Consider the following 16,308-nt stretch of genomic DNA (forward strand, 5'->3'; position numbering starts at 1 on the left):
TGGTAAAATGAGGAACTTGATCAAGCTCAAGGATAATCCTGATATCGGAGGAATCTTCCAGAATAGAGGAAATGCCTCGATAATCAGTTTTAAAAAATTCTTTTAGCACCAGACAAGCCGCTAGTTGAGGTTGTGTAAATTTTTTTGGGCTTTTGGAATGAGTGTAAGCCGGTAAGCTTCGCAAAGCCGCGGCGTAAGCTACTCGAGCTATAGATAAAGGAGATTTAGATGTAGTCATATACTGCATATTATACCAGAATCGGTATGTTTTCTACAGAGCATGTCAGGTACTTTTATTTATATTTAACCGCCACCTATTTAAAAAATCTCTAAACATACATTAGCCTAAACTACTAAGAAAATCAATATTAGAAACCCCACAAATGCGGCTTTTGATATCTTTACTCCGCGAGAAGGACAATCTCACTGCTCGCCTACCGGCTCCGCTCCATAGGGCTTCCGCCCTCTGGCGCTCTCCGTCAACTGGCGGATCGCTGTCACCCCGAACGGGAAACTCTCGTTTCCCTCGCCTCGCTGTCAGCCTTAGGCGAAGCGGGCCGACCCTTTCCCGTTCTGCGCCCGAGGCGCATCCGCCTCAGGTGGAGAGTCTTCCAATATTAATTAAAAACAAAAACACGCCTTTCGGGCGTATTTTTCTTTTGCTCCGCGAGAGGGACTCGAACCCCCAACCCATTGATTAACAGTCAATTGCTCTACCATTGAGCTATCGCGGAATAGTGATTTATTTTTTATATGCATTTGCCTCAATAATATCTTAACCATTGTCCGCAAGGGGCGCCTGTCCGCCCATGATGTGGAGATCAACCCGTTTCTGAAGCTATCGCGGAATGCTAGAAATTCAATGCAAAATGAAAAATGAAAAATGAAAAATGAAAAATTCCATTTCTCATTTACATTGTATAGTATAATATCTAAATAATTTTTCGTCAATGATATCATGAAATCAATCCTGTTTCTACTTTCTACATTCCACCGTCCATACTAGTAATCCATCAGCTTCCTGGACTCTTTGTGTTTTTTGATCTTCTCGAGCGCTTTTGCCTCGATCTGCCTGATCCTTTCCCTGGTCACACCGAACTCCTGCCCGATCTCTTCGAGAGTATGCGTTACGCCGTCTTCCAAGCCGAATCTGAGCTTCAGGATCTTCTGTTCCCTCGGTGAAAGCTCGACCAGGATATCCTTGACGTATTCTTTCAGAAGCTGCCTTCCTGCAGCCTGAGACGGCAGTACCGTTTCCGTGTCTTCGATGAAATCTCTGAGCGTGCTTTCATCGTCATCATCTCCGACCGACGTTTCAAGTGAAACCGTGTCCTGCGAAATTTTCATGATGTGCCTGACCTTCTCGACCTCAACTCCCATTTCAGCTGCGATCTCTTCCGGAAGCGGTTCACGACCGAGATCCTGAACCAGCCTTCTGGTTATCTGTGAGAACTTATTTATCGTCTCGACCATATGGACTGGGATCCTGATCGTTCTTGACTGGTCGGCAATTGCCCTCGTGATAGCCTGTCTGATCCACCACGTCGCATATGTCGAAAACTTATATCCCTTCCTGTAATCAAATTTTTCAACGGCGCGAAAAAGGCCGATATTCCCTTCCTGTATAAGATCCAAAAGGCTCAAGTTCGCGCTCCTGCCAACATATTTTTTTGCAATGCTGACAACAAGGCGGAGATTTGCTTCCGCCAGCTTCTGCTTTGCCGCCACATCGTTCTTTTCCTTTCTCTTCGCAAGCTGGACTTCTTCCTCACCGGTGAGAAGCGCGACCCTTCCGATCTCGCGAAGATACATCTGAACTGAGTCATTCGCAATGTTGTCGAGCGATATATTGCTCAATTCCTCATCAACCTCTTTTTTGGTCTTTTTTCCGTGGTCCTCTTTTTCTTCCGAAAGATCGATCACATCAACCGCAGTTTCGATCCTGATATTGTGCTGTTCCAATTGTTCATAAAGATATTCAAGGCCCGCAATATCCTCTTCCACGTCCGGAACAATATGAATTATCTCATGCTCGGTGACAAACCCTTTTGACTTTCCCCTGCTCAGGAGCTCGTCCAGCTGCGCCTTGCTTATCCCAAAGCTTTCATCAGCGCCACCTTCGGACGATCTTCTCGCCATAGGTTTCGCTTTCTTATGAAATTCTTTTTTCTTGAAGAGTTTTTTGGTTTTTGCTTTCGACTTGATCGCATGCTTCGCCCTCGGCTTCATTTTTTTTGTTTTCATGTTCTTTTGAATTGATTTAGATTTATTGTTTCGTTTTTTGGTTTTCATATATTATTGTTATCGGATTGAAATCTGATTTTTTGTTTTTGTGCCTAGGCCTCAAGCGCGCCTATTTCTTTGTTATTCCTGTCCTGCTCCTCCATCAGCGGCTTGACCGACACCATATCCCCGTTCCTGACCGCGCTCTTTATGTCTTCCTCGAGGCGCTTGTTTTTGTTTTTCAGGCTCTGGATCCTAAGAGTGCTGATCGTGTTCGCCATTTCCCGCGAAGCATCTTCGTCCGAATTCTCAAGTTCCGTTTCAACCCGAAGCGAAGCGGCCTCCAGCTTGAATTCAAGCAGCTTACCCTTTTCCTTGTCCATGACAGCCTCGTCTCTGATCAATTGCCTCATCGTCTTTATGACCTCAGGCGTGAGCCCTTTCTCAGGATCATAGTATTTCCTCAATATTGAAAATATTTCTTCATAGACTCCTCCCTCAAACAAGCCCTCAAGATCAGGAAAGATCGTTTTGAAATATTGGGGATACAATACAATAAAGCCCATTAGCCTCTCTTGAAGCTGAGCTTCCCGGGTATTCTGATTTAATTTGTTGATCTCAAATTCGTTTTTATTCTTTTTTATATTGAAATCTTTCTCCTTTGTCTTATTTTCATCGCGGAGCATCCCGATCAGAATGCTCTCTTCGACATCCAGCCTCTGGCTCAAACTCTGAATATAGTACGATTGTTCGATCTTATTCGCTATTTTTGCGATTATACCGATCAATTCTTTTGCTATGACCTTTTTCCCTTCCACATCCTTCCGGTCATTCTTTGCAAAAACCACATCAAAATAGAACTCCATTATCTTTTTCGGCTTCATTGCCGCGTCCTGCCACAGCTTCGGATCGCTCTTAACGCAATCCGCCGGGTCCTTTCCTTCCGGCACCTGGATTATCCCGACATTCATCCCTTCCTGGATCGCCAGTTCGATCCCGCGCTTCGCCGCCTTTATCCCCGCGGAATCAACATCAAAGGCGAAATTTATATTATCCGTATATCTTTTGATTATCCTCAATTGTGTATCCGTCAGCGCCGTTCCCGAAGTTGCAACAACATTATCCACCCCGGCCTGATGCGATGCAATCACGTCCATGTTGCCTTCAACCATAATACACTCCTTGGCCGTCCTTAATTTCATTTTCGCCTTATCCAGGCCATAGAGAACACTGCTCTTATTATACACTAAAGTCTCCGGAGTGTTAATATATTTTGCCTGCGACTCATCCTTGCCCGGCATGATCCTGGAACTGTATCCGATGGTCTGCCCGCTTATATTGTTTATAGGGAACATAATCCTGCCCCTGAATCGGTCATAGAATCCCCCATTGTCCTTTTTCACACTGAGGCCCGAATCGAAGATCTCGCTTTCAGAATAGCCTTTTTTCTTGAGAAATTTGCTCAGAATATCCCATGAATCGGGCGCATATCCAAGTTCGAACTTTTCGATGCTTCCCATGGTCAGTCCCCGGTCCCTGAGATACTCATATGCCTTCAGGCCCGTTTTGATCTTCAGGCATTCCATATAGAATCTTTTCGAAAGCTTCAATATTTCCATGATCTTCCCCTTCTTTCCGCTTGAACTGTAGTTCACGGTCTTCAGCTTCACTCCGGCCCTCTCAGCAAGAAGCTTTATCGCGTCCTTGAATTCCAGCCCTTCCATTTTCATGATGAAAGTGAAGATGTCCCCGCCTTCATTGCATCCGAAACAATGCCAGAATTGCCGTTCCGGACTCACCATGAAAGATGGCGTCTTTTCGTTATGAAAAGGGCACTTTGCCTTCAAATTCCGGCCCGCTCTTTGCAAATGCAAATAACCGGACAGAACATCCTCTATGCTCAGTTTCGCCTTAATTTCGTCAACCGGGGAATCCAACATATATGTATGAATACTTCTCAGCGAATAAAATCCAGATCAATATCAAAAAACCTCGAGTTTGACATCACAAAGCCATGGAACCCGCGCCCTTGACATCTATGGTATTATTAAATATACTCTATTGTAAAGCTGAAAGTCAAATTCAGCTTTAAAAAGGAGGCAATTGATCATATGTCCGAGAGACTTGAAAGAATATTTGAAATAATGTTATTTAAAATGACTTTTATAGGAGCATCTATAGCTTTCCTATGGGGATTGACGATGGCAACAACTGCGTTTAATCGCCTTTACCTTGCATTATTATTTTCTTGCCTGACAGCAATAATTTTGTTTTACGGAACTATTGCATTGTTCGGAACGGGCTATATTATAAAGCAAGAACTTATTGAGCCTCTGTTGCAGACATCCAAGCCAAATTCTCACTGATATATATTTATCGGTGATTTTTCTATATATCGATCACCGTGTTTCTTCTTCAATCGATAAAATTATCCTAGCAACATTTTCTGCAGCTTTTCCCTTCAGTGAGCTTTTGTATGCAACAATATTCCGCCGCATTTCTTCCATTGCAGATCTATTTACAAACAATTCGAACAATTCGTTTTTCAAACTCTCTCCGTTCAGATCTTTTTCGTAAATAACTTTTGCCAAGCCCTTTTTTAAAAGCCATCCGGCATTTTTTGCCTGGTGATCGTTCGCAGAAGTCGAAAGCGGGATTATGATGCTTGGCTTTCCGACCTCGATTATCTCCGCAATGCTGCTTGCTCCCGCCCTGGAAACTATCATGTCCGAAACGGCATATGCATCCTTCATCTCATTATAAAGGAATGGATATAGTTTGTATCTTTCTATTCCCTTAACTCCTTTTTTTCCGGCCGCTTCTCTTACTGCGGCAAAATTATATTTCCCGCACACATGGATCACATTGAATCTTGAAAGTAACACCTCAAGAGAATCAAGGACCGCTTCGTTGATGCACCTTGCTCCCTGGCTTCCTCCGAACACAAGCAGGGTCGGAAAGCCATCGCTTAAGCCGAAAGTCTTTATTCCTCGTTCAACGTTCCCCGTTGAAATATCTTCTCTTATGGGATTTCCCGTGAGAACAGCTTTGTCTTTCTTGAAATATTTTTGAGTCTCATCAAAAGACACCAGCACCTTAGAAGCAAAAAAGGAATTGATCCTGTTCGCAAGCCCCGGCGTTATGTCAGACTCATGCGTAACTGTCGGAATCCCGAGCAGCCACGACGCAAACACGGCCGGAACGCTCGCAAATCCGCCCTTGCTGAAAACAACATCCGGACTGAATTTCCTTATGAAATACAACGACTGCACTATTCCGACGAATATCTTGTATATATCAGTGAAATTTTTCAAGTCAAAGTATCTTCTCAGCTTTCCCGCCCTGATCTTACGGACCTTTATGCCCGACAACTCGATCGCTTCCTTGAAATATTCATCCGGGGTTATAAGCATGAATTCCGGCTCCGGAATTTTCTTCTCCCGCGCGATCTTTTTGATCTCTGAAACGACGGCCAGGATTGGAGTAATATGCCCGCCCGTTCCTCCGCCCGTAACTAATATCTTCATATAATTACATAGTTATAATGTTCTATTGTACGTTGCTGATTCGCTGTAATGTGATATTGAATTAACAGTACAACAATGTAGCAATGGAGCAATAGAATGTTTCTTGCGTCTAATGTAAATATATTATATCATTATATTGCTAAAAACAATACAATAACACAGCAATCTAACAATAATTCAATTATCAATGGAAAAATTCATCATAAACGGAGCAAGGCATCTCGAGGGAGAGATCGACGTAATGGGATCAAAAAACGCGACCACGCCGATCTTGTCCGCATGCCTGCTCACCGAAGAAGAATGCATCATAGACAATGTTCCAGTAATAGCCGATGTCCTCAAAATGATCGACCTTTTGCAAAGCATGGGGGTTGAGATCGAATGGCTCGGAGAGCACAAGCTCCGCGTGAAAGCCGGAAGCAACATTGATCCGGAAAAAATGGATTTCTCGATCGTCGGACACATGAGATCTTCGATACTGCTCCTTGGAAGTCTGCTTGCACGATTCAAGAAATTCAAGATACGCCAGCCGGGCGGATGCATCATCGGCTCCCGGCCGGTCGGCGTGCACTTTGATGCGCTTGAAGCCCTGGGGGCGAAAATAACATACGACAAAGGCTTCTATTGCCTGAAGGCCGAGAAGCTTGTCGGAAGAACGATCGTCCTCAAGGAATTCTCCGTGACAGCGACCGAGAACCTCCTTATGGCCGCGTCGCTTGCCGAAGGAAAAACCACCATAAAGATCGCCGCTCTCGAACCCCATGTACAGGACCTCCAGAGATTTCTCGTAAAAATGGGCGCAAAGATAAAAGATGTCGGAGTGCATACGATCGAGATCCATGGCGTTTCAAAACTTCACGGCGCAGATCATACCATAATTCCCGATCCGATCGAGGCGGGCACTTTTGCGATCCTGGCAGCGGCTACGAAAAGCAGTCTGGTTATAAATAATGTTGCGACTGGCGATCTTGATCTAGTGATAGAAAAAATGAGAGAAATGGGAGTCAGGATAGAAACAGAGGAAAATAAGCTGATCATCAAGCCGGCACACAAGCTGAATGCTGTAAAGAAGATCGAATCAAGGACCTATCCGGGAGTTCCAACAGACCTTCAGGCGCCTTTTGGAGTTCTTGCGACCCAAGCCGAAGGAACGACGCTCATACATGACACGTTATACGAAGGACGCATGGGATATATAAACGAACTGAACAAAATGGGCGCCAATGCCATCATTTGCGATCCGCATCGGGCTCTCATCAGCGGTCCCACGCCTTTATACGGCCAGGACATCACAAGCTTCGACCTGCGCGCTGGCGCAACGCTCATCATTGCCGCTCTTCTTGCAGAAGGACAGAGCACGATCAACAAGATCGAACAGATCGACCGGGGCTATGAAAGGATCGAAGAAAGGCTCCAGAAGATCGGCGCGGATATCCGGAGGATCAAATAAAAAACCGGAGAATTTTTCCGGTCATGCATATGATTTCCACGTATCATCTTTGTCAGCTGTCAAGAAGCGGGTCTTGTCAAAAACCTGGAACACTTCTCCGCATTTTTTACAGACCATTTCTATCGGCTGTTCGAATAATATTTTCGCAAGCTCTTTTTTTGAAAGCTTATTCAGTTCTTTGGAGCTCAAAAGATGTCCGCATGTACAGGGTATTTCGATAACCATAGTATCACCTTTTTGTTTATTTCTTTTTTCTGAAATATCTTGCTGTCCGGCTTACTTTTTTTTGAAAACATCGCCCAATCTGCATCCTATGCAGTTTTTTTAATTTTTGGGATATTTACCGCATATTTTTTCGACTACCGGCCTGATCGCTTCGATTATTTTTGCATGGATATCCGGCCTTGCAACAACAAGCGTGATCACGTCGGTCTCTCCATATTTATCTATCGGTTCTCCGAATACGTCTGTCACGACCAGGCCCGCTCCGATCGCGATCGGGATCACCGCAGCCACGTCATATGCCTGCAGTCTTGCGCCACATTCTTCGGGAAATAGAGCCCTGACATCTATATACGCATCATTCTGGTTTCTTATCACGCCAATAATGTCCATCGTGCTCGACCTGCACCCCTCATAGGGCTTGAATTTTGCTTCCCACAGAGCCTCTTCGACCTCGGCGATCTCTACGCGCTTTTGATTTGAATACTTGATGACCAGAACCCTGAACTTGCTGTCTCCTCTCATTTTCTGGATATCTCCGGGATACAGCATTTCTTTGTGCCTAAGCGTCAGGAACTCATTGTCTTCGACCCTTGTTCCGGAAAATATTTCCTTGGTGTCGAGCGTGTACACAACTCCGATCTGCAGGTCCTTCAAGGTCGATCCGGTGCAAAGAGCGATGCACACTGCGGCGTTCGGAACACAGTCGAGTGTGGATGCCTTGGCCCTTTTTGTGTTCGTCGATCCGTCGATCTCATCCATGATAAGCGTTATGCTGTATTTGGAATCCCTTTCGATCTCGATGAGCTGCTTGTTGAAAGGCATAAGTTCGAACTGAAGCTTTCCTTCGAGTTCGGGAGCATATTTTTCGATGCCTTCGATTATGGCCGATCTCGCGACCGCGTCTATCGAAGACTCGTCATGGCCCTTGTGCGTTCTTGTGTCAACGACCTCATCCTTGTTCTCGTTTATGATCTTTCCCGCATATGCGACGATCCTTGCGAGCTTCCTCGCCAATTCTCTTTTCTTGTTAAAGTTCAATGTTATTTCGGACATGATCTGTCACCTCATTCCTAATAATATATATGCAAAATATGTTTTTTGCAAGAAAAAAATATGGCGTCATCTGTGCCGTGTATTTTACACTGCAACGCCATACAAACTTGCCATTATCCGGAGATAGCCATCCTGATCTCCGTTGAAATCATCCCGTATAACATGTTCGGGAAGCCTGTCGTCAGGGCCGATCCTTCCCCTTATTATGGTGAATATCTCTTCCCTTTTTTCCCTGCTCAATCCCGATGTTTTGGCTGTCGTTTCCTGTTTTGTTTCCGGCAAATTATATTACCTCCTCTATGTGATATATTATAAATTGTTAATATGTCTTTGTAAATAATGGTGCACTTTTCCGATCATTGATCTTCCTCAATTAAAAAAAGCCCGTTGGGCTCTATTTTTTTTCTCAGATCATTCTCAGAACAGCTCTCATCGACCTCAGAGCTGCAACATCCGCCTTTAGGGCCGCATGGATCTCTTTGATCCTTGACTTTATGTCTGCCTTCAGGTCATCCAGCTCGATCACTTCGCCTTTCGGATCTTCACTGATAAGGCTCAGTATATCTTCCAGGTCCTCGTCGCCTGTTATGCGATGAGTATCGATCCTGGTGGACCGTGCTTTCTTTTTTTGTTTTACGATCACTTTCATGCCTTTTTCCAGCTCTTTTGCAACCGGTTCCATGTCTATTTCTTCAGTTTCATTTTCCAAAACTAAAACCTCCGTACTTTGGATATTAGCAGATACGGAGGCGAAGGTCAATATAGAAATAGAAAGTGAAAAGTGGTAAATTGAATGTTAAGCGTAGAAAATGAAACGTATCAAATTTCTAATTTCTAATTTTTAATTTCTAATTAATGATCAATTTCAAATGACAAATTTTATAATAGCATATTGTTTATCACATATTCATATGATAAAAACTGACTCAGTCCACCATCACATTTTCAGCATGATTAAATAGCTATCTAGGACAGCCATATCTGCATGTTACCTCATAATAATCTCCGCCATAAATGCCCTGAGGTACTGTACTTATAAGCTCACTAACACCACCATACACAAATTCACATTTGTTAGAAAATGGATTATTATTTTCACAAATAGTTTGGCTGTCTCCCAAATCGGCCAAAGTTGCTTGCAGCCCCCTGTAATTAATTTCAAATTGATTTTCCACTATTTTTCCGTTTATTCTATAATAGCAATATCTTAAACTTGGAATATAAATTGGATAGGAAACAAAAACTAGCAGAGATGTCAAAATCATAATTCTGACTCTTTTTCCCGAAATAATATATCTCAACGACTTAAAAAATATGAAAAATGTAACTAATAACACTATAAATGCAATTATAAGATATATAAATAATTGCTCGACTCGGGTGAAATATGCATAAGTCGGCGAGATTATAAAGTAATAGATGAAATAAATCAGCGCGAAACCATGTATAAAGCTCCAAAACCGCGAATATTTTGAACTTATATATCGATGCAATTCATCAACTAAGAAAATAGCAACCACGGCAGTGCAATATGAAGAGATCGGCAAATATTTTAGTTCTAATCCGTATAAATACAATATTAGAAATAAACACAACGCCAAAATTGTAATGATTACAATTCCAACTTTTGCTTGTTTGTTTAACATCATTTTCGTTTATTTTTATTTTATGATATTGATGACATCATGCATAAAATAATATGCATAATATATTATAACACAATTAACCTTGGCCATGTTAACATGCTAAAATGTTCAAATGCCTTCATGATCCCTCACTCCACCGTGACGCTTTTGGCGAGATTCCTCGGCCGGTCTACTTCGCATCCGAGCTCAAGCCCCACATATGCCGCAAAAAGATGGAGCGGAATTGCCGCAAGGATCGGAGTCAGCATCTCCAGTGTCTTCGGAACATAGATCACATCGTCGGCGAGCTCTCTGATCTCCTCATTTCCTTCGGTCGCGATGGCAATGATCTTGCCATTCCTGGCTTTCACTTCCTGCATATTGCTCCACATTTTTTCATAAACGCTGTCGCTCGGCGCGATGAACAGGCACGGAAAATTCTCGTCGATCATGGCGATCGGCCCGTGTTTCATTTCCCCGCCGGCATAGCCTTCCGCATGGATGTATTGCGCAACCTCCTTGAGCTTCAAGGCGCCTTCTTTGGCAATCGGATAATTATATTTTCTTCCGAGATACAGGAAATTCCTATATTTCGAATATTTTCTGGCCAGCGCCCTGATCTCGTCATTCTGCCCGAAAACCCTCGACATCAAGCCCGGCAGGTTCGTGATCTCGGAAGTGATCCTTTCGCCCGTTACATACGACATATCCCTCATCCTTCCAAGATAGACGGTCAGGAGGGCCAGCACGGCCATCTGAGAAACGAACGCTTTCGTTGATGCGACCGATATCTCCGGACCGGCATGATTATATACTCCGGCTTCCGTTTCCCGCGATATGGTGCTTCCGACAGTATTCACTATCCCCAATGTCAGAACGCCTTTCCTCTTCGCTTCCATAAGCGAAGCAAGCGTGTCGGCAGTTTCTCCCGACTGGCTTATGGCCATGACTGCGGTCCTTGAATCCAATATCGGCTTCCTGTATCTGAATTCACTTCCAAGCTCGACTTCAACGGGAATTCCCGCATATTCTTCAAGCATATATTCACCCACCATTCCCGCATAGCTTGCCGTCCCGCACGCGATCATGATGATCCTTTCGATATCGCGCAGCCGCTTCTGATCGAGAACTTCAAGACCGCCCAATTTTACAAGGCCCTCCCCCGAAATTATCCTTCCTCGCGTCGAATTTTTTATGACCTCCGGACCCTCGAATATTTCTTTCAGAAGAAAACACTCATATCCCCCTTTTTGGATGTCATTCACTTTCATCTCGATCTCGCACTCATCCTTCTCAATAAAAACGTTATTGACCGTTGAAATTATCTTATAACTGTCTTTCTTTATGACCGCAAGCTCGTTGTCATCAAGGTATATGACCTTGTCCGTATATCCCGCGATCGCCGATGAATCGGATGCGATGAAATTCTCTCCTTTTCCGATGCCGATCACCAGCGGACTGCTTTTTTTTATGACAACTATTTTTTCCGGATCGCCTTCCGCAATGACCGCAATGGCATATGCGCCCTCGACATGATTGAATGACTTCAGGACGGCTTCCTCCAAATTACCATCATAGTGACTTTCAATGAGATGCGAGATGACCTCTGTATCCGTTTCGGACTCGAACTCATGCCCCTCGTTGATCAGGTTCTCCCTCAAGACCCTGTAATTTTCGATGATCCCGTTATGAACCACGTGGATCTTGCCTTCGCAATCACTGTGGGGATGCGCATTTATTTCCGAGGGGTTTCCGTGCGTGGCCCATCTGGTGTGTGCGATCCCGACGCTGTGCTCGAAATCAAGATCCTTGAGTTTTTTTTCGAGATTCGCGATCTTCCCGACAGCCTTGATGCAATTTGAATTCCCGTCTCTTCCAATCACCGCGATCCCCGCAGAATCATATCCCCTATATTCAAGACGTTTCAAAGCATCTATCAAAAAATCCGAAGCTTTGACCTTTCCCACATAACCTGCAATTCCGCACATAATTTTTGTTTTAATTTATTATTTCTATCTGAAATTATTTTATACCGGTCCAGATCGAATTGAAAATGACCCTTTGCATCCCGCTTGTCGCTTTGTCGTCGATTATGATACCCATGGGCTCATTCTCGGAATTGACCGAGATGAACGCGACTTTGTTTCCATATATGATGATATAGTTCGGAGCATTCTTGCCCGCATTTTCGATCCATTTCCTTTCGTCCTTTCCGCGAAGCTCTCCTCCCTTGCCGATTGCCAGAACTTTTACATGGATATTTTTTTCAATTCTCTTTTTCGAAAAATCTTTGAACGATTTATATATGTATTCCCTGATCGATTCAGTGCTATATACATAATACTCCCTATCTTCGGTCTTTTGCACCGTTTTCAGCACGTCATTCAGAATTTCTTTTGCTCCGGCATATCCATCGTAATATCTCACATATGGCTTCGACGTGATCTTGCAATATTCCGCCTGGAGTTCGTCAACGGTCTTTTTTAGATCTTCCTTCAGTTTCGTGATCTCATCTTTTCTTTCCTCCAAGATCGATATCATTTTCGCCGGATCCTCGGGAATGAAATATTGATGGCTTTTTTTTTCATGATAGCTCACGAGGCCTATCTTGATGAGATCGCGCAGAACATCATAACTCGTTCCGCGGTTGATCCCGGAATCCTGAGATATTTTTCTGACAGAAGACGGACCCAACTTCAAAAGCGCAAGATATATCTTCATTTCTTTTTCTCTGAGGCCGAATTGGCGCAGAACTTCTTCTATCATCAGATCTATAAATAGTGTTTAATATACCTATAATGATATTACTTCTACGGATTGTGTCAACCCTCTCTAAAATTTTGATTTTGCATAATATAAAATGGCTATTTCTAGCCATTCCCTGTCTGATTATTCTCTACAAAGTCCTGGTTTATCCACAAGCCACCAACGTTCCTACTTCCAACCTTTCGCCTTGAGCCCCATTTCCGCGGCTTTCATCTGCGCAGATTGCTTGCTCGTCCCCTCGCCTTCGGCGACTTTTTCATCTCCGAGATAAACAGCGATGACGAAATGCTTATCATGGTCCGGACCCCATTCTTTCATCACTTTATAGGTTGGAGTCGTTCCGACCACCTCCTGCGAATTCTCTTGAAATTTGCTTTTTGGGTCCTGATACAGCTTCTTATCCAGAACATCTTCCATTTTCACCAAAAAGTTATCGCTCACGAACTTTTTTGCCTTCCTGTATCCCTGGTCAATATAGATCGCGCCGATTATGGCTTCCAGTGAATTCGCAAGTATATATTGCCTGGCTTTTCCCGTGTCTTTTTTCTCACCTCTGCTCATCAGAAGATATTCTTCCAGTCCCAGCTCATTTGCGATCCTCGAAAGCATATTGCTGTTGACGAGCGCAGCTCTGAAATTCGTAAGCTCGCCTTCAGGATTCGAAAAATTCTTATACAAAAACTCGGTCGTTGCAAGTTCAAGAACAGCATCGCCGAGAAATTCCAGTCTTTCATTGTGATCAAGCTCGAAATCACGGTTCTCATTCAGATAAGAGCGGTGAACTAAAGCCTGCCTCAGGAGATCTTTGTTTTTGAAACTGACGCTTATCTTTTCTTCCAATTTTTCAATTTCCATATTGTGTTTGTTTATATTCTAAAATAGCAAGGATCTATTTCTTTTCATCCTTCTCCGGACCGGTCTCTTCCTTTTTCGGCTCCTCTTTGGCCTTTTCTTCTTTTCCGGACCTGTCTTCTATTTCCTTATACAACGTGCCCAGAACACCATTCACAAACTTGCCACTGGACTTCCCGCCGAATGTTTTAGCAAGTTCGATCGCTTCATTTATCGCGACTTTCGGAGGCACATCCTCCCTTTTGTTGAACATCAGCTCAAAAATCCCTATCCTCAGGATATTTCTGTCTATGATCGTAACCTGTTCAAGCGGCCATTCCGGAGCAAGGCGCCTTATGATCGTATCTATTTTCTTCATGTTTTTGAATATCCCGCCGATAAGCTCGGTTGTGAAATCGCTTTCATCGTTTCCGGAACCATACTCGCCATTGTTGCTTTCCACGATCTTGTCGAGTTTTGCTTTTTGGAATTTCGATCCCTTCTCTATCTCTTCGATCAGGGAACTTTCAAAATCCCACTCATACAAGCTTTGCATAGCGATCGATCTGCACAAATGTCTGTTCGACATGATAATCAAAATTTAATTTTTAAATAAAAACCATCACCTACTTTGCCGTTTCGTTCTTTGCGCTCTTTTCTTCTTTTGCTTTCGCCTTCACTGCTTTCTTTCTTTCCTTCGGAGAAAGTTTTTTCATGACATCGATAACAGGTTTTCCTTTATAATATCCGCACGCCGAACATGCGCGGTGCGGTTTTATTGTTTTTCCGCATTTTTCGCATTTTGTCGATCTGATCATTTTCAAAGCATGATGCGATCTTCTCTGGTTTCTTGCTGCCTTTGTTCTCTTTTGTTTCTGTGTACCCATAGTATATTAATAACGTTGATTAAAATTAACAAAAACCTTCACAATGATATTCTATACCGACTTTGCTTATTTTGCAAGCCCTGACCCGTTGAATTTCTTTATTATCCTATCGATCGGACCGAAGGACTTTCTGTGTATTATGCACGGTCCATGCTTTTTTAAAGCCTCCATGTGCTCCCGCGTCCCATATCCCTTGTGTTTTGCAAAACCATATTCAGGATACTTCTGGTCCAGATCGACCAATATCCTGTCCCTTGTGACCTTGGCCAAGACTGACGCCGCGCTCACCGAAAAAATATGCTGATCCGCCTTCGGAACCGCAAGCTGGCTCACAGGATAGTCATCTATCGTAAAATTACCGTCAATAAGAAGAAAATCCGGCTTAACCTTCAAAGATTCTACTGCCCTCCTCATCGCAAGCAGCGTTGCCTGAAGTATGTTTATCTCATCAATGACATCCTCCGGAATAACGCTTACCGACCAGTCCCTGCACTTTTCAACGATCTTTTCATAAAGATATTCTCTTTTTTTTGAAGTAAGAAGTTTTGAATCCCTTACTCCCATCTTGACCAAATCGCTTATTTTGGCAGTGTGCGAGAAAACTACGGCTGCTGCCACCAGTGGTCCTGCCAGCGGCCCCCTTCCGACCTCGTCTATTCCGGCAATTTGCCTATATCCCTTATTAAACAGCTTCTCCTCTCTTGAAAAATCTGGTATTATCATATTTTTTTATTATACCCCCTCCCGGTTAACCCGCAATGAACGCATAAAAATAAAAAATGTCAATAGTCTCTCAGATATTAACGTTAATTTATTATAGTACATAAAAACTCAATGTCAAATTTATTCATGACGAAGGAAAAATTGCCTTTTGCGACCTTCGCATATATAATATACTAAGAGTCTGTCTGACAAGTTCGTATTTGGCCAAAAACTCATAATTTCGGTTGCAAATTATTCAAAAATCGTCGGCTTAAGCACTGGCTAAACCTCCTCATTTTTCATAATTTTCGCTCGAAATTCTGAATTTTATATCTCAAAAGAAACTTATCAAACAGGCTCTAAGATAATACATAAAATAAATATATGGAGGACAACAAAACAAAAGAATCTCATAAATACGACAAATATTGGGATCTGGTCGAAAACGCCCTGAATGACGGGACGAAAAACGGCTACAAGATTGCAGTCATAGAAACCGAAAAAATCCTAAGAATTGCACTCAGGGAAAAGAATATCCCGGGAGAAGCATACGATCATAAAGTGGAATTCATACAAAAGATACTGGCAAATCCCGACAAGCTCAGGTATTCAAGGGCGATGTATAAAAAAATCACGGAAGACTTAGGGTTTGACATATCACTCGAAGACACCAAGGAGATCATCGCAGGTTACTATAAGGCGATCTCCGACGTTTCAGAAATGAACTATCACACCGTTTCCGCAAAGGATAAACTGATGCTCTTGGGAGAAAAATATTCAAAAGAGCTTCCGACTACCATAAGAAACATTATCATCTGGCTTTTTATTTTCTTTCTTGCTATATTCATTTCAAGCGAAACCGAAATGGGAAAGGGCATAAGCACGGTACTGACAGATACATCCCGACTCATATTCTATAAGCTGATTCCCGCGATAATTGCGATCGTAGTACTCTTTTTCATAGCATTGATCGCGATCGCGATCATAAAAAAACGCAAGAAGTATTAGCAAATATCTTC

At 43.1% G+C, this 16,308-nt stretch carries 17 protein-coding genes and 1 tRNA gene; 3 read left to right on the top strand and 15 right to left on the bottom strand.

All coding sequences use genetic code 11. The features are described from left to right. Positions 1–662: 662 nt before the first annotated feature. From WC788_06960 to dnaG, 3 genes are all read right to left on the bottom strand, one after another. Positions 663–734, bottom strand: a tRNA-Asn gene (locus WC788_06960). 268 nt (positions 735–1,002) lie between these two features. Continuing rightward, positions 1,003–2,139 (bottom strand): RNA polymerase sigma factor RpoD, encoded by a 1,137-nt coding sequence (gene rpoD / locus WC788_06965; protein ID MFA6097337.1) that lies wholly within the window; start codon positions 2,137–2,139, stop codon positions 1,003–1,005. Positions 2,140–2,336: 197 nt separating this feature from the next. Further along, on the bottom strand, positions 2,337–4,163 hold the full coding sequence (gene dnaG / locus WC788_06970) for a DNA primase (protein ID MFA6097338.1): 1,827 nt from the start codon (positions 4,161–4,163) through the stop codon (positions 2,337–2,339). Positions 4,164–4,334: 171 nt separating this feature from the next. Here dnaG and WC788_06975 point away from each other — a divergent pair, with 171 nt between their 5' ends. Next, positions 4,335–4,589 (top strand): hypothetical protein, encoded by a 255-nt coding sequence (locus WC788_06975; protein MFA6097339.1) that lies wholly within the window; start codon positions 4,335–4,337, stop codon positions 4,587–4,589. A gap of 33 nt (positions 4,590–4,622) precedes the next feature. Here the strand turns inward: WC788_06975 and murG are convergent, their stop codons facing one another. Then, positions 4,623–5,750, bottom strand: coding sequence for an undecaprenyldiphospho-muramoylpentapeptide beta-N-acetylglucosaminyltransferase (gene murG / locus WC788_06980; GenBank protein ID MFA6097340.1), 1,128 nt, complete (start codon positions 5,748–5,750; stop codon positions 4,623–4,625). Positions 5,751–5,937: 187 nt separating this feature from the next. Here murG and murA point away from each other — a divergent pair, with 187 nt between their 5' ends. Beyond that, on the top strand, positions 5,938–7,200 hold the full coding sequence (murA, locus tag WC788_06985; GenBank protein ID MFA6097341.1) for a UDP-N-acetylglucosamine 1-carboxyvinyltransferase: 1,263 nt from the start codon (positions 5,938–5,940) through the stop codon (positions 7,198–7,200). Between the two features lie 21 nt (positions 7,201–7,221). Here murA and WC788_06990 read toward each other — a convergent pair whose 3' ends face one another. The 11 genes from WC788_06990 to WC788_07040 all read right to left on the bottom strand — a co-directional run bounded on the left by WC788_06990 (position 7,222) and on the right by WC788_07040 (position 15,310). After that, on the bottom strand, positions 7,222–7,425 hold the full coding sequence (locus WC788_06990; protein MFA6097342.1) for a hypothetical protein: 204 nt from the start codon (positions 7,423–7,425) through the stop codon (positions 7,222–7,224). Between the two features lie 99 nt (positions 7,426–7,524). Next, complete coding sequence (locus WC788_06995) at positions 7,525–8,478, bottom strand: inositol monophosphatase family protein (GenBank protein MFA6097343.1); 954 nt, start codon at positions 8,476–8,478, stop codon at positions 7,525–7,527. An 84-nt stretch (positions 8,479–8,562) separates the two neighbouring features. Then, entirely contained in the window at positions 8,563–8,760 is a 198-nt protein-coding gene (locus tag WC788_07000) for a hypothetical protein (GenBank protein MFA6097344.1), read from the bottom strand. 124 nt (positions 8,761–8,884) lie between these two features. Continuing rightward, on the bottom strand, positions 8,885–9,187 hold the full coding sequence (locus WC788_07005) for a hypothetical protein (protein MFA6097345.1): 303 nt from the start codon (positions 9,185–9,187) through the stop codon (positions 8,885–8,887). Positions 9,188–9,440: 253 nt separating this feature from the next. Continuing rightward, the gene (locus tag WC788_07010) at positions 9,441–9,743 is read right to left on the bottom strand and encodes a hypothetical protein (protein MFA6097346.1); all 303 of its coding nucleotides are present in this window, start codon (positions 9,741–9,743) and stop codon (positions 9,441–9,443) included. 509 nt (positions 9,744–10,252) lie between these two features. After that, positions 10,253–12,091, bottom strand: coding sequence for a glutamine--fructose-6-phosphate transaminase (isomerizing) (gene glmS, locus WC788_07015; protein ID MFA6097347.1), 1,839 nt, complete (start codon positions 12,089–12,091; stop codon positions 10,253–10,255). Between the two features lie 34 nt (positions 12,092–12,125). Beyond that, the gene (locus tag WC788_07020; GenBank protein MFA6097348.1) at positions 12,126–12,869 is read right to left on the bottom strand and encodes a helix-turn-helix domain-containing protein; all 744 of its coding nucleotides are present in this window, start codon (positions 12,867–12,869) and stop codon (positions 12,126–12,128) included. A 168-nt stretch (positions 12,870–13,037) separates the two neighbouring features. Continuing rightward, positions 13,038–13,724 (bottom strand): ribonuclease III, encoded by a 687-nt coding sequence (gene rnc, locus WC788_07025; protein ID MFA6097349.1) that lies wholly within the window; start codon positions 13,722–13,724, stop codon positions 13,038–13,040. A 34-nt stretch (positions 13,725–13,758) separates the two neighbouring features. Next, on the bottom strand, positions 13,759–14,289 hold the full coding sequence (gene nusB / locus WC788_07030) for a transcription antitermination factor NusB (GenBank protein ID MFA6097350.1): 531 nt from the start codon (positions 14,287–14,289) through the stop codon (positions 13,759–13,761). Positions 14,290–14,326: 37 nt separating this feature from the next. Then, positions 14,327–14,587, bottom strand: a complete 261-nt coding sequence (gene rpmF / locus WC788_07035; GenBank protein ID MFA6097351.1) for a 50S ribosomal protein L32 — start codon at positions 14,585–14,587, stop codon at positions 14,327–14,329. Positions 14,588–14,653: 66 nt separating this feature from the next. Further along, positions 14,654–15,310: a ribonuclease HII gene (locus WC788_07040; protein MFA6097352.1), complete on the bottom strand. Its 657-nt coding sequence runs from the start codon at positions 15,308–15,310 to the stop codon at positions 14,654–14,656. 363 nt (positions 15,311–15,673) lie between these two features. Between WC788_07040 and WC788_07045 the strand changes: the two genes are divergently transcribed. Then, entirely contained in the window at positions 15,674–16,297 is a 624-nt protein-coding gene (locus WC788_07045) for a hypothetical protein (protein ID MFA6097353.1), read from the top strand. The last annotated feature ends 11 nt before the right edge of the window (positions 16,298–16,308 follow it).

The organism is Candidatus Paceibacterota bacterium, from assembly GCA_041661265.1.
In the GTDB taxonomy this organism is placed as follows: Bacteria; Patescibacteriota; Minisyncoccia; order JAHIHE01; family JAGLIN01; genus JBAZUT01.

Bases quoted from the DNA above. Each gene is read 5' to 3' on its own strand.
- WC788_07040 (MFA6097352.1), bottom strand. From the start codon at position 15,310: ATGATAATACCAGATTTTTCAAGAGAGGAGAAGCTGTTTAATAAGGGA.
- WC788_06975 (MFA6097339.1), top strand. From the start codon at position 4,335: ATGTCCGAGAGACTTGAAAGAATATTTGAAATAATGTTATTTAAAATG.
- nusB (MFA6097350.1), bottom strand. From the start codon at position 14,289: ATGTCGAACAGACATTTGTGCAGATCGATCGCTATGCAAAGCTTGTAT.
- WC788_07010 (MFA6097346.1), bottom strand. From the start codon at position 9,743: ATGATTTTGACATCTCTGCTAGTTTTTGTTTCCTATCCAATTTATATT.
- WC788_07020 (MFA6097348.1), bottom strand. From the start codon at position 12,869: ATGATAGAAGAAGTTCTGCGCCAATTCGGCCTCAGAGAAAAAGAAATG.
- murA (MFA6097341.1), top strand. From the start codon at position 5,938: ATGGAAAAATTCATCATAAACGGAGCAAGGCATCTCGAGGGAGAGATC.
- WC788_07045 (MFA6097353.1), top strand. From the start codon at position 15,674: ATGGAGGACAACAAAACAAAAGAATCTCATAAATACGACAAATATTGG.
- rpmF (MFA6097351.1), bottom strand. From the start codon at position 14,587: ATGGGTACACAGAAACAAAAGAGAACAAAGGCAGCAAGAAACCAGAGA.
- dnaG (MFA6097338.1), bottom strand. From the start codon at position 4,163: ATGTTGGATTCCCCGGTTGACGAAATTAAGGCGAAACTGAGCATAGAG.
- rnc (MFA6097349.1), bottom strand. From the start codon at position 13,724: ATGGAAATTGAAAAATTGGAAGAAAAGATAAGCGTCAGTTTCAAAAAC.
- glmS (MFA6097347.1), bottom strand. From the start codon at position 12,091: ATGTGCGGAATTGCAGGTTATGTGGGAAAGGTCAAAGCTTCGGATTTT.
- WC788_06995 (MFA6097343.1), bottom strand. From the start codon at position 8,478: ATGTCCGAAATAACATTGAACTTTAACAAGAAAAGAGAATTGGCGAGG.
- WC788_06990 (MFA6097342.1), bottom strand. From the start codon at position 7,425: ATGGTTATCGAAATACCCTGTACATGCGGACATCTTTTGAGCTCCAAA.
- murG (MFA6097340.1), bottom strand. From the start codon at position 5,750: ATGAAGATATTAGTTACGGGCGGAGGAACGGGCGGGCATATTACTCCA.
- rpoD (MFA6097337.1), bottom strand. From the start codon at position 2,139: ATGGCGAGAAGATCGTCCGAAGGTGGCGCTGATGAAAGCTTTGGGATA.